Consider the following 20,312-nt stretch of genomic DNA (forward strand, 5'->3'; position numbering starts at 1 on the left):
TGCCACGAAGCCGTCCCCCGCCCTGTCCACCGCGCTCATGTCCGGGCAGAATTCCGCGCTATGAACAACTGGCCCCAGGGATGGACCGACGAGGGCGGATACGGCCGCGGAAGCGCCAGTCCGCGCCCGGAGAACGCCCGTGTCATGCCGCACGTGCCGCCGCAGCAGTCCGGCGGTCACGACTACGGGTACGACGGCGGATACAACCAGGGCCGGACCTACCGCGGCGGCGGGCAGCATCCCGGGCCGCCCCCGGACCGGTACGACGACTACCCCGAGCCCCGGGGCCGCGGGCTCCGCCTGAAGACGGTCGTCTGGACGCTGGTCCTGGTGCTGCTCGTGACCGGCGTGGGCACGTACTTCTGGGCCGACTCCAAGCTGCGCCGGGAGGTCGACCTCGCCTCGCTGGAGGACCGGCCGGCCGCCGGCAAGGGCACCAACTACCTGATCGTGGGCACCGACAGCCGGGAAGGGCTGAGCGAGGAGGAGCGCCGGGAGATGCGCACCGGCCACGCCTCGGGTGCCCGCGCCGACACCATGATGCTGCTGCACGTCGGCAGTGAGGGGAACACCCTGGTCAGCCTGCCGCGCGACTCCTGGGTGACGATCCCCGAGTTCACCGGCTCGGAGTCCGGCAACCGCATCCCCGCCCAGCAGAACAAGCTCAACGCCGCCTACGCCATCCAGGGCCCCGAACTGCTGGCCCGGACCGTGGAGTACAACACAGGCCTGCGCATCGACCACTACGCCGAGATCGGCTTCGGCGGCTTCGCCTCGGTGGTGGACGCGCTCGGCGGCGTGGAGATGTGCTTCGACAAGCCCATCAAGGACAAGAACAGCGGTGCGGACTTCGCCGAGGGCTGCCAGGACCTCAACGGCGCCGAGTCGCTGGCGTTCGTCCGGCAGCGCTACCAGGAGGCCATGGGCGACCTGGGCCGCACCAAGAACCAGCAGAAGTTTCTCGGGGCTCTCGGCGACCAGGTCGCCAAGCCCAGCACCCTGCTGAACCCGTTCAAGCTCTACCCCACGATGAGCGCCAGTCTGGACTCGCTGGTCGTGGATCACGACATGAGCGTCTGGCAGCTCGGCCGGATGTTCCTGGCCCTGCGCGGGGTCAGCGGCGAGGGCGGCACCCAGATGAACATCCCGGTCGCCAACCCCGGTCTGCAGACGGACAAGGGCTCGGCGGTGCAGTGGGACATGGAGCGCACCGAGCAACTGATGAACCAGCTCAGGAACGACGAGAAGGTCACCGTCTCCGACGACTGACGAAGACGGCCGGCAGACCTCCGGCCGCGCCCCCGCGACGGGCCCCTTCCCCGCTTGGGAAGGGGCCCGTCGCGCTGCTCCCCCGGGGCCGCCCGCCGGACATACCGGATGGTCCCCCACAGACCACCTTTACGCTCCAAGCGTTACTGCCCATCTCGTTGACACGAGACGCGCCCACGTCTAGCGTCCCGACCCATCATTCACTCGTGTCAACCTGGCGCATGGCGCTTCGAGGAGGCCGGTCATGGCGACTGCATCCGGAAGGGACGTCCCGTCCGCGGAGCCGTCGGGAGATGTCACCTGGCGGGACGGCAAGCGGTACGCGTGGCTGCTCGGCCTGGTCGTCCCCGTCGCCCCCTTCATCGCGTGGGGGCTGGTCTCGGCCACCGGTCTGGGGCTGTTCTGGTGGACCGGGCCGCTCCTGGTCTTCGGGCTCATCCCGCTGATCGACGTCCTCGTCGGCACGGACCGGGAGAATCCCCCCGACGACCTGATCGAGTACCTGGAGCGGGACCGCTACTACCGCTGGATCACCTATCTCTATCTGCCCCTGCAGTACGGGTCGCTGGTGACCGCCTGCTGGCTGTGGACCACGTCCCCGATGTCGCTGACGGACCGGATCGGACTGGCCGTCACGGTCGGGGTGGTGGCCGGCATCGGCATCAACACCGCGCACGAACTGGGGCACAAGAAGGAGAAGCTGGAGCGGCTGCTGGCGAAGGTGGCCCTCGCCCAGTCGGCCTACGGGCACTTCTACATCGAGCACAACCGGGGCCACCACGTCCGTGTGGCCACCCGGGAGGACCCGGCCAGTTCCCGCCTGGGCGAGACGTTCTGGCGGTTCCTGCCGCGCTCGGTGGCAGGGAGCGCGCGTTCCGCCTGGCACCTGGAGAAGGCGCGCCTGGCCCGCTCCGGGAAGGGCCCGTGGAACGTGCGCAACGACGTGCTCAACGCGTGGCTGATGACCGTGGTGCTGTTCACCGCCCTGACCGTCGCCTTCGGCCCGGCGGTGCTCCCGTACCTGGCGATCCAGGCGGTAGTCGGCTTCGGCCTGCTGGAGGCGGTCAACTACCTGGAGCACTACGGGCTGCTGCGGCAGAAGACGCCCGGCGGCCGGTACGAGCGTCCGCAGCCGCGGCACAGCTGGAACAGCAACAACGTCTGCACGAACGTGTTCCTCTACCACCTGCAGCGCCACAGCGACCACCACGCCAACCCGACCCGCCGCTACCAGGCCCTGCGGCACTTCGACGAGGCACCGCAACTGCCCGCCGGGTACGCGTCGATGATCCTTCTCGCCTGTCTCCCCCCGTTGTGGCGCCGGGTGATGGACAAGCGCGTCCTGGCCCACTACGGGGGCGACGTGGAGCTCGCCAACATCCATCCTCCCGCGCGGGCCGGACTGCTCGCCCGCCGGCGGAGCGCGGCATGAGCCGCTTCCGGTGCCCGGTCTGCGAGTACGTCTACGACGAGACCCGGGGCGAGCCGCGTGAGGGTTTCCCGGCCGGGACCGACTTCGGTCTCGTGCCCGACGACTGGTGCTGCCCGGACTGCGGGGTCCGGGAGAAGATCGATTTCGAGGAGGTCCCCTGATGCGGCTCTACCGCTGCGAGGTGTGCGGTTTCGAGTACGACGAGGAGCTCGGCTGGCCGGACGAGGGCATCGCGCCCGGCACCCGCTGGGAGGACATCCCGGAGGACTGGACCTGCCCGGACTGCGGGGCCGCGAAGGCGGACTTCGTCATGGCGGAGGTCGGACGCCCGTGAGCACCATGGTCATCGTCGGAGCCGGGGTGGCCGGGGCCACGGCGGCCCGGACGCTGCGGAGCGCCGGCTTCGACGGCCGGGTCGTACTCATCGGCGACGAGCCCGAGCACCCGTACCGCAGGCCGCCGCTGTCGAAGGACGTGCTGCTCGGCAGGACGGCCCCGGAGCGCACCCGGCTGTGGCCCCCGGAGCACTGGGCCGGCCACCGTATCGAGCTGCGGACCGGCACCCGTGCCGTGCGGCTGGACACCGGCCGGCGGCTGGTGGGTCTGGCGGACGGTTCCGAGCTGGCCTACGACAGGCTCCTGCTGGCCACCGGCGGCCGGGCCCGGCGGCTGCCGGCCGCGGAAGGACTGGAGGGCGTGCACACGCTGCGCACCCTCGCCGACGCCGCCCGGCTGCGGGCCGCACTCGTGCCGGGCACGCGGGTTCTGGTGGTGGGCGGGGGTCTGATCGGCGCCGAGGTGGCGGCCACCGCGCGGACACTCGGCTGCCCGGTGACCGTTCTGGAGCCGGAACCGTACCCGCTGGCCCGGGTGCTTCCGCCCCCGGTGGCCCGGCTCTTCGCCTCGCTGCACCGCCGACAGGGCGTGGACCTGCGGACGGGGATCGCGCTGGAGCGCCTGAAGCGGACGGACCACGGGGCCTTCGTCGCCACCGGTACCGACGGCCGGCGGTGGACGGCCGACGTGGTGGTCGTGGCGATCGGCATGCGCCCGTGCACGGCTCTGGCCGACGCCGCCGGACTGACCACCGGCGACGGCATCGTCGTGAACGAGCACGCGGGGACCTCGGCGCCCGGCGTCTTCGCCGCCGGGGACGTGGCCAGCCGTCCGAACCCGCTGCTCGGCGGCCGCTACCGCGCCGAGCACTGGCAGGCGGCGCAGGAACAGGGCGCGGCGGCGGCCCACGCCATGCTCGGCCGGCCGGCCCGTCCGCCCCGGGTGCCGTGGTGCTGGTCCGACCAGTACGGCGTGAACCTGCAGATCTGCGGCTGGCCGGAGGCCGGGGACGACATCCGCTTCGACGGGGACCCCGACGGGATGGACTTCACGGCGGCCTTCCACCGGGGCGGCCTGATGACGGGCGCCGTCTCGGTCAACCGGCCCAAGGAGATGCGCGCGCTGCGGGAGCGCGTGGAGCGTCCACTTCTTTGACACCCCCGTCGGGGGCTGACCATCATGGGGACATGACCGCCACCCCGGCAAGGGTCCCCTATGCCGAAGCCGCCCGCGCCCTGCTCCGGACCTCTCTGCTGGACGCCGCGACCGACCTGCTGAGGGTGAAGCCGTGGCCGGAGGTCACGATGGCCGACATCGCCAAGGCGGCCGGGGTCAGCAGGCAGACGCTCTACAAGGAGTTCGGCTCCCGCCAGTCGTTCGCCCAGGCCTACATCCTGCGGGAGTCCGACAGGTTCCTGACCGCCGTGGAGGAGGCCCTCACCCGTCACCTCGACGAGCCGCGCCATGCCATCTCGGCGGCGGTCGAGGTGTTCCTGGCCGCGGCCGCCGAGGAACCGCTCATCAAGGCGATCGTGGCCGGTGACGGTGACGACGGGCTGCTGCCCTACGTCACCAATCAGGCGGGGCCGGTGCTCAGCGGGGCGACGAAGCGCCTGGCGGACAGCCTGACGGACTCCTGGCCGTCGGCCGACGCCGAGGCGCTGCGCCTGCTGGCGAACTACCTGGTCCGGCTGGCGATCAGCCACGCCGCCTCCCCGGAGGGAACCCCCCGGGAGACCGCGCGGGACATGGCGGAGGTCCTCGGCCCGTATCTGGAGAACGCCCTCAACGGGAAGTGACGCCCCCGGGCGGCCTCGGCCGCGCCGGGGNCAGAACGGGTGGCCGACGGGGTCCGCGTAGACGTGGAACGTCTCGTGGGTGTCGTCCAGCAGACGCGCCCCGGCGGCCAGCGTGGGTTCCCGGGCCGCCGCCAGGTCCGGCACCGTGAAGTCCAGGTGGAGCTGCTGGGGCGCCTGCGGATCCGGCCAGCGCGGCGGGATGTGGTCCGCCGCCTCCTGGAAGGCGAGGCGCGCACCGTTGGGTGCGGCCAGCTCGTACCAGTCGCCCTCCCCGGTGACATCGCCGTCCAGCAGGGCGGCGTAGAACTCCGCGAGCGCCTTCGGATCCGGGCAGTCCAGGACGGTGATGCCCATCGTGGCTACGGCCATGATGCTCTTCCTCTCCTCGTGCCTCCTGCCGGCCGGTCGCGCGCCGGTGTCCGTGGAGGCGACCGCGCGTTACCGCCAACAGCCATCAACCGGTAACGAAACCTCATGATGCCGCATTACCGGTAACGTCTCAAGGGTGGGAGAAGGGAACACGCCGGAGCACCTCGTCCTGGTGCAGGACCTGGTGAACAGCCTGGACATGGGCGCCGGCACGGACACGCTGGACGCCCCCGGCGGCCTCGCGGCGTTCGCCGCCCGGCACCGGCTGACGCTCGGCCCGGAGGACCTGCCGGGCGTGCGGGAGCTGCGCGAGGCGCTGCGCGCCGCGTGCCTGGCGCACGCGGGAGCCGAGCTGCCCGCGGACCGGGCCGCCGAGCTGGAGCGGTGGTTCACCGGGGCACCGCTCGTGGTGCGCTTCGACGGCGCCGGCCGGGCCGCGCTCGCCCCCGCCGCACCGGCCCCGGGGGCACGGGAGCTCGCGGCACGGATCGCCGCGTCGGTGGCACGGGCCGAGGTGGACGGCAGCTGGCAGCGGCTCAAGGCCTGTCCGGCCGAGGACTGCCAGTGGGCGTACTACGACCGCAGCCCGGCGGGGCGGCGGCGCTGGTGTTCGATGCAGGTGTGCGGCAGCCGCGCCAAGATGCGCGCCTACCGCGCCAAGCGGCGGTAGTCCGGGCGGACCGGACGGCGGACCGCGTCAGGCGGTGGGACGGCCCAGGGCCCGGTAGCTCCACCCGGCCTCGCGCCACAGCGCCGGGTCCAGGGTGTTGCGCCCGTCCAGCATCCGGCGGTGGGCGACGGCCTCCCCCAGCACCTCCGGGTCCAGCTCCCGGAACTCCCGCCACTCGGTCAGGTGCAGCACGGCGTCGGCACCCCGCACCGCCTCCAGGGCCGAGGGGGCGTACCCCAGGGTGGGGAAGACGGCGCGCGCGTTCTCCATGCCCTTGGGGTCGTAGACGGTGACCTGCGCCCCCTGCAGGTGGAGCTGGCCCGCCACGTTCAGTGCGGGCGAGTCGCGCACGTCGTCGGAGTCGGGCTTGAAGGAGGCGCCGAGCACGGCGATGCGGGTGCCGAGGACGGCACCGCCGACGGCCTCCCGGGTGAGCTCCACCATGTGGGCGCGGCGGCGCATGTTGATGGAGTCGACCTCGCGCAGGAAGGTGAGGGCCTGGTCGGCGCCCAGCTCACCGGCACGTGCCATGAAGGCGCGGATGTCCTTCGGCAGACAGCCCCCGCCGAAGCCGATCCCGGCCCGCAGGAACTTCCTCCCGATCCGGTCGTCGTGGCCTATGGCCTCGGCGAGCTTGGCGACGTCCCCGCCCGCAGCCTCGCAGATCTCCGCCATGGCGTTGATGAAGGAGATCTTGGTGGACAGGAAGGCGTTGGCGGCGGTCTTGACCAGCTCGGCGGTGGGCAGATCGGTGACGAGGAACGGGCTGCCCTCGGCCACCGGGCCCGCGTAGACCTCGCGCAGCAGCTTCTCCGCGCGCTCACTGGTCACCCCGACGACGATGCGGTCCGGGTGCAGGGTGTCCTCGACGGCGAACCCCTCGCGCAGGAACTCCGGGTTCCAGGCAAGCTCCACCTCCTGGCCCGCGGGGGCCAGTTCGGCGATGCGGGCCGCCAGCCGGGCAGCGCTGCCCACCGGCACGGTGGACTTGCCCACGACCAGCGCGGGCCGCGCGAGGTGGGGGGCCAGGGACTCGACGGCGGCGTCCACGTACGACATGTCGGCCGCGTACTCGCCGTGCTTCTGCGGAGTGTTGACGCAGATGAAATGAACATCCCCGAACTCGGCCGCCTCGGCGTAGGAGGTGGTGAAGCTCAGCCGCCCGGAGGAGCCGGGCAGGCCGGCGACGTGCCGGCGCAGGATCTCCTCAAGACCCGGCTCGTACATCGGCACCCGCCCGGCGCCGAGCATCTCGATCTTCTCCGGCACCACGTCCAGCCCCAGGACCTGGAAACCCAGCTCGGCCATGGCGGCGGCGTGGGTGGCGCCGAGGTAGCCGGTGCCGATGACGGTGATCTTGGGGGCGGCCATGCCGGACTCCTGGTCTGCGATGCGGATGCGCTGACCGAGCATAATCCCCGGGTTGTCGGCAAGCTCACGTATCCCCGGCGGGGGCGCGGCTCTAGGATCTAGTTACTTAACAGTCGTTAGCATCGTCGCTCAGGGAGTGAGACAGGTGGCAGGAGCCGCAGACTTCGACCTCTACCGGCCGGCCGAGGAGCACGACATGCTCCGCGAGTCCGTACGCGCACTCGCTGAGGCCAAGATCGCCCCGCACGCGGCGGAGGTCGACGAGGAGGGGCGCTTCCCGCAGGAGGCCCTGGAGGCGCTGGTCTCCAACGACCTGCACGCCGTGCACGTGCCGGAGGAGTTCGGCGGGGCCGGGGCGGACGCGCTGGCGGCCGTCATCGTGATCGAGGAGATCGCCCGGGTGTGCGGGTCCTCCTCGCTGATCCCCGCGGTGAACAAGCTGGGCTCCCTGCCGCTGATGCTGTCGGGCTCCCGCGAGCTCCAGGCCACGTACCTCACCCCGCTGGCCAAGGGCGAGGCGATGTTCTCCTACTGCCTGTCCGAGCCGGACGCCGGCTCGGACGCGGGCGGCATGAAGACCCGCGCGGTCCGCGACGGCGACAGCTGGGTGCTCAACGGCGTCAAGCGGTGGATCACCAACGCCGGGGTGTCCGACTTCTACACCGTGATGGCGGTCACCGACCCCGACAAGCGGACCAAGGGCATCTCCGCGTTCGTGGTGGAGAAGAGCGACGAGGGCGTGTCCTTCGGCGCGCCGGAGAAGAAGCTCGGCATCAAGGGCTCGCCGACCCGCGAGGTCTACTTCGACAACGTCCGCATCCCGGCCGACCGCATGATCGGCGAGGAGAACACCGGGTTCGCCACGGCGATGAAGACCCTGGACCACACCCGCATCACCATCGCCGCGCAGGCACTGGGCATCGCCCAGGGCGCGCTGGACTACGCCAAGGGCTACGTCGCCGAGCGCAAGCAGTTCGGCAAGCCCATCGGCGACTTCCAGGGCGTGCAGTTCATGCTCGCCGACATGGCGATGAAACTGGAGGCCGCCCGCCAGCTCACCTACGCGGCCGCCGCCAAGTCCCAGCGCGTGGACAGCGACCTCACCTTCTTCGGCGCCGCCGCCAAGTGCTACGCCTCCGACGCGGCCATGGAGATCACCACCGACGCGGTCCAGCTCCTGGGCGGCTACGGCTACACCCGCGACTACCCGGTGGAGCGCATGATGCGCGACGCCAAGATCACTCAGATCTACGAAGGCACGAACCAGGTCCAGCGGATCGTCATGGCCCGCAACCTGCCGTAACGGGCTGCCCGGGGCCGGCACCGGCCACGGCCCGCTCTCCCCGTACCGACGCGACGACCCCCGGCACCGCCCGGGGGTCGTCGTCCGTCTGCCCGACCGGCACCACGCTGCCGGGACACCCGCCGGGGGCCCTTCAGGCCGGGATGTTCCGTGACAGCGCCGCTCTCCGGCCGGTGGGGGCAGCGGCATCGCACCTCCTCCGCCGCACAGCCTTGGCCACGACATCGACACCGACGTGCCGCCCCGCCCTCAACGCGGCCAACCGCGTTTCCTGGTACCGGAGTCCGAAGAGCCGCTCCCGAAGCGCACGGCCAGGGTCCGGGCACCGGGGATCGGCGAGCCGCGGACTACCGGCCGGGAACGGACAGCTCCCGGCCAGCGGCTCCGGCGCGTCCGCCCGGTGCCTGGCCCGCCCGCGCGGCCAGCACAACGCCGCGCCGCGACTGCCGGCCCGGTGGCCGGCCGGCATCCATTCCCCCTCGGAGCCCGGACTCCGAGCCGTCACCTCGCGCCCATGGCGTCATGGATCCGTCACCGCCATTCCCCCGGCACCAGTCGACAGGGATGCGTCTCCACCAGCCGATAGGTGAAGTGCTCCCGATGGCCGCTGCGATGCTCCCGCACCCACCCTGCCGCCGCCCGCCGCGCCGCCGCCCAATCCTCCGGGGAGGCATCATCCGGCAACTCCACCACCGGGCCGGACTCCTCGCACACCGCACACCGCATCGACACCGTCTCCGGCTCGGCATCCGGTTCGGTGTCCACCCGCACGGCGAACCAGCGCAACCCGTGAACCTCAGCCATCAGCCATCCACTCCCCCAAGAGACCTGAAATGCTCCGCGATGCGAGCGCTCAGCGCTGCCCGCCGCTCGTTCAGCTCATCAAGCGTCGGCGGTTCCGTCCTGTCCCCCTCAGAGCTCTTCTCCACGGGCTCAGGCGGCTCATGGTGTTCTTCCACATCGCTGATCTCTCCTCTGGCCGCGCGCTGGCTGTGTACCGTCGACATATCTGCCGCTCCGTAGATTCCGCCCCGCGCTCCAGCAGGGCATCAATTACCGTGCACCACTCAGCGTCGTCATCTCAGAGGGCGATCAACAGAGGTTCATGTCCCATGGCTTCTTTGGGGAGATCGGAGGAACTCCATGCCCGCACGTTCACGCGAATTGACACCCGATCGAGGTGCACGGCATCTGTTCGGCGCGAAAATGCGTTCCTACCGAGAACGGGCGTCCATGAGCCTGGAGCGGCTGTCGGAAGTCGTGAACATCAGCCGGAGTCATTTGTCCCGCATCGAGACCGCGGAGGCGATGCCACCACCGGACCTGCCTCCTCGCCTGGACGTGGCCTTCAGGACTGACGGGATCTTCATGGAGCTGTATCAACTCGCGGCCCGGGAGATTCACCCGGACCAGTTCCGTCGCCGCATGGAACTTGAGGCGCGCGCATGCCTGATCGAGGAGTACGCCGGACAGATCGTGCCCGGACTCGTCCAGGCCGAGGGCTACGCACGGCAGCAGTTCGTGGTGTCCAATCCGAAGGCTACCTCCGAAGAGATCGAGCAGTTGATGGCAGCCCGGATGAGTCGGCAGGCACTGCTGCACGCCACTCCGCCGCCTGACCTTTCACTGATCCTTGACGAAGCGGCACTGCGCCGCTTCTTCGGCGGTCCGGCCGTCATGCGTGCGCAAGTGACGAAGCTTGAAGCGCTGACTCTCACCTCGAACAGCGTCGTTCAAGTACTCCCCGTCGAACACGGGGGGCATGCCTTGATGGGTGGCACGCTCACGCTCATGACGTTGAAGGATGGGGCTCAAGTGGCCTACGAGGAGGCGATTACCACCGGGATGCTCTTCGAAGACGTGGAGGCAGTCCGGGAGCGCCAGCGGGCATACGATCTACTGAGAGCTTGCGCTCTGTCGCCGCGCGATTCGGCGGCATTCATCCGGACCGTACTGGAGGGACTTCCGACGTGACCGCCATAGCCAGCCTCTCTCATGCGAAGTGGATCAAGTCCAGCTACAGCGGAAACGGGGGCGGCAGCTGCATCGAGTGGGCACCGGCTTGCGTCGGCTCGGGAATAATTCCTGTTCGCGACAGCAAGAACCCGGACGGTCCCACTCTGCTCGTCAGAGCGGACCACTGGACCGGCTTCGTCTCAGCCATCAAGAAGGGGCAGTTGCACGTGTGACAGAAGTGATGCCGCGCCGACCCCTTCGTTCGAGCTGACCTTGGAGCAAGTCTGCCCACGCTCCCGAGGGCAAGATGGACACATGGCCATCGGTTGCTTGATCAAGGACCTGCGAGAAGCGCGGGGGTGGAGTCAGGGACGGCTGGCTTCGCAGGTGAATCAAGTGTTCGGGACCAGCCTCACCCGCGAATACATCAGTCGCTGGGAGCGCTGCCAGGTAGCCCCTGGGCCGTTCTACCTGCGGTGTCTCTCGGCAGTTCTTGATGTACCCCTGGCCGTCCTGGAGGGTGAAGTGAAGCGACGGACTTTCCTCAGCGAGGCAGCCGCCACGGCCATAGCTCCCGTGGTCGCCTCCGATCTCCTGGCCACGGGGTTTGCGTCACGCCTTCGCGGCGGCCCTTCCACCGACGGCTGGGAGGAAAAGCTGGCAACGTACGGCACGGAGTACATGAGCCTGGGGGCCGCCGAAATCCAGCGCCGGATCGCGGGAGAACTTGTCGTGGTGCAACAGCAGCTCGACGACCCCCGCCTCTGGTCCGTCGCCTCACGGCTCATGATGCTGTACGCCAAGACCTTCCCGGGGTCGGACGGCTCAAAGGCCGTGAGCTGGTACCGCATGGCCGCGCAGGCGGCGGACGAGTCCGGGGACGGGCAGGTCCGGGTGTGGGTGAGGGGCCGCGCGGCCATTGCTCTCGGTTATGAAGGGGCATCCCTCGGCGTGGCCGACATGCTCGCCGACCAGGCCATGGCCATCAGCGACAAGCCCTCACTCGGGCTGCTGAACGCGATCATGGGCAAGGCCCATGCCGCGGCCGTCCGGGGCAACCGCGGCTCGGCGCTGAGTCTGCTGGAAGAGGCGCAACGGGTCTTCGATGCCTCGGGTTCCTACGAACAGACCAGCGACTACGCGGTGCCGTGGTGGCGCATGAACGTCTTCACGTCCCTGCTGCTGGCCCGGCTCGGCGAGGAGAAACGAGCCGTGGAGGCCCAGGACGCGGCCCGCAAGGAACTTCCGGAAGCCCTGCCGAGGTTTGCCACGCACCTGGAGATGCACCGCGGTGTGATGCTGGCGCGGGCCGGGGACCGGGACGGCGGCGTGGCCTATGCGCGGACCGCTCTCGACCGGCTGCCACCGGAGAAGCACTCCCTGACCCTGCGGATGCTCATGCAGGAGGTCAGCGGGTGAGGCCGGTGATCGCGAGAACCAACCGCCCGTCCGGGCAGGCGCACGCAGCGCTCGGGCGTCATGACCACCATGACGAGAACCCCGGTGACGCCCGACCACTGCGCAGGCAGAGCAGCCTGGGGCCGGCTGAACGGGACAACTCCGGTCAGTCGGCCCGGGGCCGCCAGCTCCGCGCCTGGACGGCGGAGAGCACCGAAGCAGCAGCCCAGCCGGAGATCGCCAGCACCGCACCGACGGTGCCCATGATCTGCAGAGCGGTGAGCGACACGCTGCCGCCGGACAGCGGCGTCGTCATGGGGGTGGCCAGCCAGTAGTGCGTCACCAGGCCGAGAGCCGTGCCGATCAGCAACGGCACCAGCACGGCCCGGCCGGCTGCCGCGAAGTGGAGGCGACTGCGGCCGGTGAGGACGCTCAGCGGAGCGGCCGCGCGGCTGAACCGAAGGAACTCTCCGGCGTTGTTGAACGCCATGGCCAGCCCGAGAAAGATCACGGAGAACACGCCGAGGAGGATCGCCCAGTCGGCCTCCTGGGCGCGTTCGGCCGCGCCGACCAGCCAGCCACCCCCCAGCGGCTCCACTCCGGGACTGAGCGACAGATGGCGGTACGCAAGGCCAGTGAGCTCCGGCAGCGGGAGATCCCCGCCGGATGCCGACAGCAGCACCAGCCGCGCAGCGGGGACCTCGTCCACCGGCCCCGGAACGGCTGTCATCCCCCCTCCGGGGGTGGCCCAGACGGCCAGGTCGGTCAGCCGGGAGTCCGGTTCCGCCGCGGTGACTTCCTGTCGCGCGACGCAGCCGAGCTGCAGCCTGGTCAGCACGTCGCAGGGGGCGTGCAGGGTTGTGTGGCCTTCGGCGTCCGGCTCGGACAGGGCCGCCACATCCACGCCCGGTGGGAGCGCGGCGGCGAAGTTCTCGAAGCGTTCACCATCCTGCGGGGCCTTGAGGGTCACCACGCTGGTGCCGATCCGTTCGGCGGTCGCCTGCGCCTCGACCATGGGCTCGCTCAGTCTGCTGGCGTTGACCTGTACCTGGCCGACGAGCCCGATGCCGATGGCCAGCCCCGCCACGAGGCGGGCAGTCACCCCCGGATGCGCGGACATCCAGCGCCCCGCGACAAGACCGCCGGGGCCGCCGAGCCGGGCACCCAGGCGGGCGAGGATCCGGCCGAGCGAGGCAACGGCCAGGGAAATGGCCGCGGGGAGCGTCACCAGTGCGGCTGCCACGCCGACGAAGTAGACCAGCATGTACCGGAACGGGTCCGCCGGAAAGAGCAGCTCGGGACCTCGTGCGGCCAGCAGGACGGCGAAGGGGCACAGCAACGCGCGGGCGATCAGCTTCTGGCATGAAGGATCTTCCACCGATGACGCCAAGAGGCTCGATATCCGCGACGAAAGCAGCGGTACGATTGCCTGGCTCTCCTTGGCGTTGCCCGCAATGAGGGAGATCAAGGAGGGGGGAGTTCTCATCGTTGACGAACTGGACTCCAGCCTGCACCCCAAGCTTGCGTCCGCTCTCGTCGCGCTGTTCAAGTCGCCCGAGCTGAATCCTCGAGGTGCTCAACTCGTCTTCACCTCGCACGACACCTCCTTGATGGGCCACCTGTCCGGCGATGGACTCGACACCGAAGACCTTTGGCTGGCACAGAAGTCCACCGATGGGACCACGGAGCTTTACCCTTTGACGGATTTCTCCGTCAAGAAGGACCACAACGTGGAACGCCGCTATCTGGGCGGAAGATATGGCGCAGTCCCGTCCCTTGCGTGGGAAGAATTGATTGCCTCGCTGAGGGAGAGGGCCCAGGCGTCATGAGCCGTCGGCAACTCCGCGGCCCGCAAAGGATCCCAAATCGAAGAGGCGGCGCTTCGAGTACACCAAGGTGCCGATCGCCACGGAAGGCTTGCGAACGCCGCCGGGCCCGCTGTGTCCCGGCGGCAGGTGCGGATCTCGTCGATCCTCGCACCTCCCGAAGGGGGCCACCGCTTCGCGTGGGCGGCGGCGTCCGCGACCCGTCCGGAGCACTCGTGGGGCCTGTGCGTGTCCACGGAAGTGACTGGCCAGTAATATGCGGGGGTCGCGGGGCAGCCCGGCCGGAGGTCCGTGCCGCAGGGGCGTGGGGCCGGCCGAGGTGTCCGGGGCCTGTCCCGGCACGCGCGGCACCGGTCCCGGGACCCGCCATACCGAGGGAGCGTTTCATGCCTGTTCTCGACCGTGAGGACTCCGTCTTCATCCTCGATCTCGGGGACGGTGAGAACCGTTTCCACCCCGACTGGATCGCCGCCGTCAACAGCGCGCTGGACGAGGTGGAGCGGGCCGAGGGGCCGCGCGCCCTGGTGACGGCGGCGCGGGGGAAGTTCTGGTCCAACGGTCTCGATCTGGACTGGCTGTTCGGCAACACCGACCGGCACGAGGAGTACGTCGCCTCGGTGCACGCGCTGCTGGCCCGGGTGCTGTCGCTGCCGCTCATCACGGTGGCCGCGCTGCAGGGCCACACCTTCGCGGCCGGGGCGATGCTGTCCCTGTCCCACGACTTCCGGGTGATGCGTGCCGACCGCGGATTCTGGTGCCTGCCCGAGGCGGACATCAACATCCCCTTCACGCCGGGCATGTCCGCGCTCATCCAGGCCCGTCTCGACCCGAGGGCCGCACACGAGGCGATGACCTGCGCCCGCCGTTACGGCGGCGACGACGCCCTCGCCGCCGGCATCGTCGACCGTGCCGTGGCGGAGGACGCGGTGCGCGCGACCGCCGTGGAGATGGCCGCGGCCCTGGCGGGCAAGGCCGGTGACACCCTGGGCACCATCAAGTCCCGCATGTACGTCCCCGCGCTGGCCGCGCTGCGGGAGCGGACCGGTCCGCTGGGCTGACGGCGCCCGGTCAGCCGGCGGCGGGCGGGACGCGGGCGGCGATGCCGTCGAGGGTGACGCAGAGGCCGTACTCGAAGTCCGCGTCCCCGTCCTCGTCCCCGTCGGTGAACGCCCCGCTCTCCACCGCCCGCATCAGGTGGGGGTACCGGCCGTCGTCGGCGGCGTTCCTCAGCATGCCGGTGTAGACCCGGCCCCACTCCTCGGGCCTGACCCCGGTGCGGTGGGCGGCACGGGCCAGCGAGAGTTCCAGGAGCGCCTGGGAGCGGACGTAGCCGCTGAGGATCATCAGGACACCGACCGCGTCCCGCGCGTCGAGGCCGGCCTCCGCCAGTGAGCCGAGCGCCGCCTCCATCCAGGCCAGATTGTCGGGGCCCAGCGGGGGCCCGGAGATGTGCACGTCCAGCATCCAGGGGTGCTCGTGCAGCCGGTGGCGCATCTGGCGCGCCCAGCACTCCAGGTCGCCGCGCCATGTGCCCGGCCAGGCGGAGGTGTCCGGCCGGCCCGTGACCATCTCCAGCATCAGGTCCAGCAGGTCGTCCTTGCCGGGGACGTAGCGGTAGAGGGACATCGTGGTCACCCCGAGCCCTTCGGCGACCCTGCGCATGGACACCGCCCCGATCCCCTCCTCGTCGGCGAGGCGCACGGCCTCGGCGACGACCTTGTCCAGGCTGAGGCTGCCGCGCGGCCCGCGCCGGGGCGGTTCCTGGGCGCGCCACAGCAGCCGGAGCGTGTGCTGCAGGTCGCGCTGTGCGGGCCGCTCGCCGGCCATGCGTCTCCTCGGTTCGTGGCAGCGGCTTCCTGAGAACGCTCGCGGCCGGTTCGTCGGGTCCCGGGCGCCATCCTAAAACTGTGTATGCCGTAGACTTAACTGTACGCCGTACACAGTTATCCGGTGCGGCGCTCACAGCCGTGGGGAGAGGGAGATGACGACGGAACAGAACGCGGTGATCGCCGCCGGGCTGCGCAAGCGCTACGGCCCGACGCGGGCGCTCGACGGGCTCGACCTGACCGTGCCGGCCGGCACGGTGCACGGCCTGCTGGGGCCCAACGGGGCCGGCAAGACCACGGCCGTCAGAGTGCTGGCCACCCTGCTGCGCTTCGACTCCGGCCGCGCCCGGGTCTGCGGGCTGGACGTGCGGCGGGACGCGGAGCGGGTGCGCGAGCGGATCGCGCTGACCGGGCAGTACGCGGCGGTCGACGAGACGCTCAGCGGGCGGCAGAACCTGATCCTGTTCGGGCGCCTGTTCAAGCTGGGCACCCGCGCCGCAAGGCTGCGGGCGGAGGAGCTGCTGGAGCGGTTCGGGCTGGCCGAGGCCGCCGACCGGTCCGCCGGACAGTACTCGGGGGGCATGCGCCGCCGCCTGGACCTGGCGGCGAGTCTGATCCGCACCCCTCGGGTGCTGTTCCTGGACGAGCCCACCACCGGCCTCGATCCGCGCAGCCGCAACCAGGTCTGGGACACCGTCCGCGAGCTGGCGGCCGGCGGCACCACCGTGCTGCTGACCACCCAGTACCTGGAGGAGGCCGACCGGCTCGCGCGGCGCATCTCGGTGATCGACGCCGGCCGGGTGGTCGCCGAGGGGACGGCGGACGAACTCAAGGCGAGGACCGGCGGGGACCGCCTCGAAGTCGTGGCGCGGGAGGCTGCCGACCTGCCCGAGGTGTCCCGGCTCGTCGCCCGGGTGGCGGCGGGTCCGCCCGTCAGCGACCGGGAACTGCGCCGCATCGGGGCACCGGTGGCCGACCGCATGACGGCGCTGACCGAGACCGTGCGGGCGCTGCACGACGCCGGGATCACCGTGGAGGACATCGGGTCCCGGCGCCCGACCCTGGACGAGGCGTTTCTCCACCTGACCGGGCGCCGCGCGGGCGCACCGGAAACCGGAAGGGTTCCGTCATGACCGCTCTCACCACCCCGGGCCCGGCCCCGGCCGGGCCGTCCTCGCGGCTGCGCCGGGCGGCGGCCGACGGCTGGACGATGACCCGCCGCAACATGGCGCACCTGGCCAGGTCCCCGGAGGAGATCGGCATCTACTTCTCGCTGCCCATCCTCTTCGTGCTGGTCTTCGGCTATGTCTTCGGCAGCGGCATGACGGTGCCCGACGGGGGCGGGTACCGCGAGTTCCTGCTGCCGGGGGTGTTCGTCATGACGATGCTCTACGGGATGGGGGCCACGGCCACCGCGGTGGCCTCGGACGTGCGGCGGGGCGTCGCGGACCGGTTCCGGTCCATGCCGGTGGCGCGTTCGGCACTGCTGACCGGGCGCGGCACCGCCGACCTGTTCCGGGCGCTGCTGGAGATGGTCCTGCTGCTGGGCTGCGGGCTGCTGGTGGGGTGGCAGTGGCATCGCGGCGCGGGGCCCGCGCTGCTGGCGGTGGCGCTGGTGCTGCTGCTGCGGGTGGCGGTCACCTGGGTCGGCATCTGGCTGGGGCTGATGGTGGCGGACCCCGACCTGGTGGGCGTGATCGTCTTTCCTCTGGCCTTCCCGCTGACGGCGGTGTCCAACGTGTTCGTGGCTCCGGAGCTGATGCCGGGGTGGCTGGGCACGGTGGCGGAGTGGAACCCGCTGTCGTCCACCGCGGCGGCCGCCAGGGAGCTGTTCGGCAACCCGGGCACGGGCGGCGAGTCGTGGATCGCCCAGCACCCGCTGGTGCCGGCCGTGGTATGGCCGGTGCTGCTGATCGCCGTGTTCGCTCCGCCGGCGGTCCGCCGGTACCAGCGGCTCAGTCGCTGACCTCCCGCAGCAGGGTGAGGCCGTGCTCGGCCGCGCCGCGGCTCTCGACGATGTCGGTGGTGCGCTCCAGAGCTGTGGCCAGTTCTCCGGGCCCGGCGGTTCCGGGGTCGCCGCCGTCGAGCACCGCGGCGGCGACATCGACCACCCCGACCGGGAAGGCGTCGGTCTGCAGCAGCGGCAGGTACTCGGCGCCGGTGGTGGTGAACCCCCCGCCGTCCCGGTTCTCGGTCACGGTGAAGCGCACCAGCAGCCCCTCCTGCTGCGGCTGCCCCGGCTTGCGGTGGGCGGACATCAGGTTGCCCAGGCCGTAGACGACCCACTTGCCGCCGATGTGCTCGACGGGCTGGACGACGTGGGCGTGGTGGCCGAGCAGCAGGTCGATGTCGGGGGAGGCCAGCAGGCGCGGGGCGGTCTCCAGCTGGTCCTGGTTCGGCTCGTGCCGGTACTCGTCGCCCCAGTGCATCGCGGCGACCACGAACTCCGCTCCCTCCTTCCGGGCACGGGCGGCGTCGGTCAGGATGCGGTCCTCGTCGATGAGGTTGCCGCGCCAGGCGTCCCCGCCGGGGTGCGGGATGCCGTTGAAGCCGTAGGTGTAGGAGAGGAGTGCGACGGTGACCGGCCCCGCCGGGGTGTCCGCCTCGATCAGGGTGGTCCGTTCCGCCTCCTCAGGGCTGCGGGCGGAGCCGGCGTGGGCGAGGCCGGCGGAGTCCAGGAGGTCCAGGGTGCGGTCCACGCCTTCGGCCCCGGCGTCGAAGGTGTGGTTGGAGGCGGTGGTGCAGGCGTCGTAGCCGGTGCTCACGAGGGCGGGGACGATGGTGGGCGGGCCGGAGAACATGGGGTAGCCGCGGTAGGGGCCGCCCTCGGGGGCGAGGGGGGTCTCCAGGTGACAGACGGCCAGGCCGGCGCCCGAGACGACAGGGGCGATCCTGGCGAGCTGCGGGGCGAAGTCCTCGGGGCCCGCGCCGGATTGGGCGGCGTCGTCGCGGGCCTGGTTCCACAGCCGCTCGTGCAGGAGGATGTCGCCGGTCGCGACCAGGGTGAACTCCCTGGGTTCCACGACGGGGGGCGGGTCGTCGCCGGGTGGAGCACCGCCGGCTCCGGTGCCGGCACCGGAGTGGCCGGTGCAGGCCGTGACAGGGAGCAGGGCCACGAGGAGCACGAGGAGGATTGTCCGTGTGATGCGGGCGGGTGCGGCAAACGCATTATTCATATGAAGATCTGACAGTATGCGTTACTGTCTCGCATGTTCTGACACTCCGGACGGCCTACGGGCCCTTCCCCGTCGTGCGGCGGGGAAGGGCCCGTAGGACGCGTGGCGCCGTCAGGTCAGATGCTGACCCCGTTGGCCCGCAGGTAGGCCAGCGGGTCGATGTCCGAACCGTAGCCGGAGCCGGTGCGCACCTCGAAGTGCAGGTGCGGGCCCGTGCTGTTGCCGGTCGAGCCGACCAGACCGATCTGCTGGCCGGCCGAGACCGACTGGCCGGCGGAGACCGAGATCGCCGACAGGTGGGCGTACTGGCTGTAGCGGCCGTCGTTGTGCCGGATGACGACCTCGTTGCCGTACGCACCGCCCCAGCCGGCCGAGACGACCGTGCCGTTGGTGACGGCCTTCACCTGGGCACCGGAGGGAGCGGAGAAGTCCACGCCGGTGTGGTAGCCGCTGGACCACAGCGAGCCGGTGGCCCCGTAGGCGGTGCTCGGCGAGGCGGCGACCGGGGCGGTGAAGCCGGTGGCGGCCGGGGCGGCGGGGGCCGCCGGGGCGGCCGCGCTGCCGGCGGAGGACTGCGCCGAGGACTGCGCGGAGGCCGCGGGCTTCTCCTGCTGCTCCGCCTTCGGCTCGGCCTTGGGCGCGGGCTTCGACTCGGCCTTCGGCTTGGCGTGCTTCGGCTTCGCCTTGTGCTCGGTCTTCGGCGCGGCCTTCTGCCGCGGCAGCACCGCCTGGCCGTCCAGGGACAGCTCCTGGCCGGGGTGGATCAGGTCGGGGTTGCCCCCGATGACCTCGCGGTTGCTCTCGTACAGGCCCTGCCAGCCGCCCTCGACCTCCTGAGCGGTGGCGATGCCGAAGAGGGTGTCCCCGCTGACGACGGTGTAGGAACCGCTCTCCTCGGCGACGGTGGAGGGGGCGGCGGTCTGCACGAAGGTCTGGGGCGCGGCGGCCTGCGGAGCCGCGGCGGAGACCACCGGACCGGAGCCGAACGCCGCGGCGGGGGCCACGGCGGGGGCGGCGTTCGCCTGGCCGGCGGCCACCAGCGGAAGCGCCACGCCGGCGCCGCCGGCGGTGAGCATCAGGGAAATGCGGGATATGCGACGCGCCCGGGGGCGACGGTGACGTCCGCGTGCGGACATAGGTGTGCTCCTCTCCGACGCCTGCGAGGTGAGCTGTCGGGTTCGGGCCGGAAAGGTGCCCGGCCGCAGACGGACCCGGCGCAAGGCGTCGGATCCGGCAGGCGGCTTCACCCCGAGCCGGTACGCGCGTGACCGCGCCGTCCGGCAGAAAGTGGGTCCCCCGCTCCTGTCATACGGAAGTGCTCATGCGTCCCCCACCCGGTGACAGGATTCGGCGTCCGGTGGCGGGCCGCCGCGGAGGCGCGGCGACGGCATGCACGTTAAGCACAACAATCGGGACAACACAAGAAAGCGGGCACAGTCTGATCATGATCGGAAATACTCCCCCGCCATTTCGGTCACCGAGCGCATTCGGGACACCACCTGCAGCCGCGCGACATCATCGCGACACACCGTCAACTTGCGGCCCGGCCTGCGAAGTCGCCTTACGGGACATGTCATGTCC

Annotated in this window: 22 protein-coding genes, 1 pseudogene and 1 riboswitch; of the genes and pseudogenes, 15 read left to right on the forward strand and 8 right to left on the reverse strand. The window is 71.1% G+C overall.

Features of this window, described 5'->3' with window-relative positions; translation table 11 throughout:
• The first annotated feature begins 60 nt into the window (after positions 1–60).
• From ABD299_RS17590 to ABD299_RS17615, 6 genes are all read left to right on the forward strand, one after another.
• Entirely contained in the window at positions 61–1,269 is a 1,209-nt protein-coding gene (locus ABD299_RS17590) for an LCP family protein (RefSeq protein WP_344263499.1), read from the forward strand.
• Positions 1,270–1,513: 244 nt separating this feature from the next.
• Entirely contained in the window at positions 1,514–2,701 is a 1,188-nt protein-coding gene (locus ABD299_RS17595) for an alkane 1-monooxygenase (protein WP_344263501.1), read from the forward strand.
• Complete coding sequence (locus ABD299_RS17600) at positions 2,698–2,862, forward strand: rubredoxin (RefSeq protein WP_344263503.1); 165 nt, start codon at positions 2,698–2,700, stop codon at positions 2,860–2,862. Before ABD299_RS17595 ends, ABD299_RS17600 begins: the two co-directional genes overlap by 4 nt.
• A complete protein-coding gene (locus tag ABD299_RS17605) occupies positions 2,862–3,035 on the forward strand; it encodes a rubredoxin (RefSeq protein WP_344263505.1) in 174 nt (57 codons plus the stop codon). The genes ABD299_RS17600 and ABD299_RS17605 overlap by 1 nt, the downstream gene beginning before the upstream one ends.
• A 5-nt stretch (positions 3,036–3,040) precedes the next feature.
• Complete coding sequence (locus tag ABD299_RS17610) at positions 3,041–4,192, forward strand: NAD(P)/FAD-dependent oxidoreductase (RefSeq protein WP_344263551.1); 1,152 nt, start codon at positions 3,041–3,043, stop codon at positions 4,190–4,192.
• A 32-nt stretch (positions 4,193–4,224) separates the two neighbouring features.
• Positions 4,225–4,836, forward strand: coding sequence for a TetR/AcrR family transcriptional regulator (locus tag ABD299_RS17615; protein ID WP_344263507.1), 612 nt, complete (start codon positions 4,225–4,227; stop codon positions 4,834–4,836).
• 33 nt (positions 4,837–4,869) lie between these two features.
• Here the strand turns inward: ABD299_RS17615 and ABD299_RS17620 are convergent.
• Positions 4,870–5,205 (reverse strand): annotated as a pseudogene (locus ABD299_RS17620) (VOC family protein); the annotation flags it as partial.
• Between the two features lie 136 nt (positions 5,206–5,341).
• Here ABD299_RS17620 and ABD299_RS17625 point away from each other — a divergent pair.
• Positions 5,342–5,875 carry a CGNR zinc finger domain-containing protein gene (locus tag ABD299_RS17625; RefSeq protein WP_344263509.1) on the forward strand — a complete coding sequence of 178 codons (534 nt, stop codon included), beginning with the start codon at positions 5,342–5,344 and terminating at the stop codon, positions 5,873–5,875.
• Between the two features lie 27 nt (positions 5,876–5,902).
• Here ABD299_RS17625 and ABD299_RS17630 read toward each other — a convergent pair whose 3' ends face one another.
• A complete protein-coding gene (locus ABD299_RS17630; protein ID WP_344263511.1) occupies positions 5,903–7,246 on the reverse strand; it encodes a UDP-glucose dehydrogenase family protein in 1,344 nt (447 codons plus the stop codon).
• A gap of 145 nt (positions 7,247–7,391) precedes the next feature.
• Between ABD299_RS17630 and ABD299_RS17635 the strand changes: the two genes are divergently transcribed.
• Entirely contained in the window at positions 7,392–8,549 is a 1,158-nt protein-coding gene (locus tag ABD299_RS17635) for an acyl-CoA dehydrogenase family protein (protein ID WP_344263512.1), read from the forward strand.
• Between the two features lie 531 nt (positions 8,550–9,080).
• Here the strand turns inward: ABD299_RS17635 and ABD299_RS17640 are convergent.
• Together ABD299_RS17640 and ABD299_RS17645 are read right to left on the reverse strand one after the other, a co-directional pair.
• Positions 9,081–9,353: a DUF7848 domain-containing protein gene (locus ABD299_RS17640; RefSeq protein WP_344263513.1), complete on the reverse strand. Its 273-nt coding sequence runs from the start codon at positions 9,351–9,353 to the stop codon at positions 9,081–9,083.
• On the reverse strand, positions 9,353–9,556 hold the full coding sequence (locus ABD299_RS17645) for a hypothetical protein (protein WP_344263514.1): 204 nt from the start codon (positions 9,554–9,556) through the stop codon (positions 9,353–9,355). Before ABD299_RS17645 ends, ABD299_RS17640 begins: the two co-directional genes overlap by 1 nt.
• A gap of 136 nt (positions 9,557–9,692) precedes the next feature.
• Between ABD299_RS17645 and ABD299_RS17650 the strand changes: the two genes are divergently transcribed.
• From ABD299_RS17650 to ABD299_RS17660, 3 genes are all read left to right on the forward strand, one after another.
• Complete coding sequence (locus ABD299_RS17650; protein WP_344263516.1) at positions 9,693–10,523, forward strand: helix-turn-helix domain-containing protein; 831 nt, start codon at positions 9,693–9,695, stop codon at positions 10,521–10,523.
• The gene (locus tag ABD299_RS17655) at positions 10,520–10,738 is read left to right on the forward strand and encodes a DUF397 domain-containing protein (RefSeq protein WP_344263518.1); all 219 of its coding nucleotides are present in this window, start codon (positions 10,520–10,522) and stop codon (positions 10,736–10,738) included. Before ABD299_RS17650 ends, ABD299_RS17655 begins: the two co-directional genes overlap by 4 nt.
• Positions 10,739–10,820: 82 nt before the next feature.
• The gene (locus tag ABD299_RS17660) at positions 10,821–11,924 is read left to right on the forward strand and encodes a helix-turn-helix domain-containing protein (RefSeq protein ID WP_344263520.1); all 1,104 of its coding nucleotides are present in this window, start codon (positions 10,821–10,823) and stop codon (positions 11,922–11,924) included.
• A 145-nt stretch (positions 11,925–12,069) separates the two neighbouring features.
• On the opposite strand, the gene ABD299_RS17665 is transcribed toward ABD299_RS17660, so the two are convergent.
• The gene (locus ABD299_RS17665; protein ID WP_344263555.1) at positions 12,070–13,281 is read right to left on the reverse strand and encodes a hypothetical protein; all 1,212 of its coding nucleotides are present in this window, start codon (positions 13,279–13,281) and stop codon (positions 12,070–12,072) included.
• Between ABD299_RS17665 and ABD299_RS17670 the strand changes: the two genes are divergently transcribed.
• Together ABD299_RS17670 and ABD299_RS17675 are read left to right on the forward strand one after the other, a co-directional pair.
• Positions 13,166–13,732 (forward strand): AAA family ATPase, encoded by a 567-nt coding sequence (locus tag ABD299_RS17670; RefSeq protein WP_344263521.1) that lies wholly within the window; start codon positions 13,166–13,168, stop codon positions 13,730–13,732. The two genes, ABD299_RS17665 and ABD299_RS17670, sit on opposite strands and share 116 nt — an antisense overlap.
• 383 nt (positions 13,733–14,115) lie before the next feature.
• A complete protein-coding gene (locus ABD299_RS17675) occupies positions 14,116–14,787 on the forward strand; it encodes an enoyl-CoA hydratase-related protein (RefSeq protein ID WP_344263523.1) in 672 nt (223 codons plus the stop codon).
• 10 nt (positions 14,788–14,797) lie between these two features.
• Here ABD299_RS17675 and ABD299_RS17680 read toward each other — a convergent pair whose 3' ends face one another.
• A complete protein-coding gene (locus ABD299_RS17680; RefSeq protein ID WP_344263525.1) occupies positions 14,798–15,556 on the reverse strand; it encodes a TetR/AcrR family transcriptional regulator in 759 nt (252 codons plus the stop codon).
• A gap of 154 nt (positions 15,557–15,710) precedes the next feature.
• Between ABD299_RS17680 and ABD299_RS17685 the strand changes: the two genes are divergently transcribed.
• Both ABD299_RS17685 and ABD299_RS17690 read left to right on the forward strand, forming a co-directional pair.
• Positions 15,711–16,688 carry an ATP-binding cassette domain-containing protein gene (locus ABD299_RS17685; RefSeq protein ID WP_344263527.1) on the forward strand — a complete coding sequence of 326 codons (978 nt, stop codon included), beginning with the start codon at positions 15,711–15,713 and terminating at the stop codon, positions 16,686–16,688.
• Complete coding sequence (locus ABD299_RS17690; RefSeq protein ID WP_344263529.1) at positions 16,685–17,521, forward strand: ABC transporter permease; 837 nt, start codon at positions 16,685–16,687, stop codon at positions 17,519–17,521. Before ABD299_RS17685 ends, ABD299_RS17690 begins: the two co-directional genes overlap by 4 nt.
• Here the strand turns inward: ABD299_RS17690 and ABD299_RS17695 are convergent.
• Both ABD299_RS17695 and ABD299_RS17700 read right to left on the reverse strand, forming a co-directional pair.
• On the reverse strand, positions 17,511–18,680 hold the full coding sequence (locus ABD299_RS17695) for a CapA family protein (protein ID WP_344263531.1): 1,170 nt from the start codon (positions 18,678–18,680) through the stop codon (positions 17,511–17,513). The genes ABD299_RS17690 and ABD299_RS17695 overlap by 11 nt on opposite strands.
• A gap of 167 nt (positions 18,681–18,847) precedes the next feature.
• Positions 18,848–19,807 (reverse strand): M23 family metallopeptidase, encoded by a 960-nt coding sequence (locus ABD299_RS17700; protein WP_425581360.1) that lies wholly within the window; start codon positions 19,805–19,807, stop codon positions 18,848–18,850.
• A gap of 63 nt (positions 19,808–19,870) precedes the next feature.
• A riboswitch (cyclic di-AMP (ydaO/yuaA leader) is annotated at positions 19,871–20,094 on the reverse strand.
• Positions 20,095–20,312: the final 218 nt, after the last annotated feature.

It is taken from the genome of Streptomyces sodiiphilus, assembly GCF_039529215.1.
GTDB lineage: Bacteria > Actinomycetota > Actinomycetes > Streptomycetales > Streptomycetaceae > Streptomyces > Streptomyces sodiiphilus.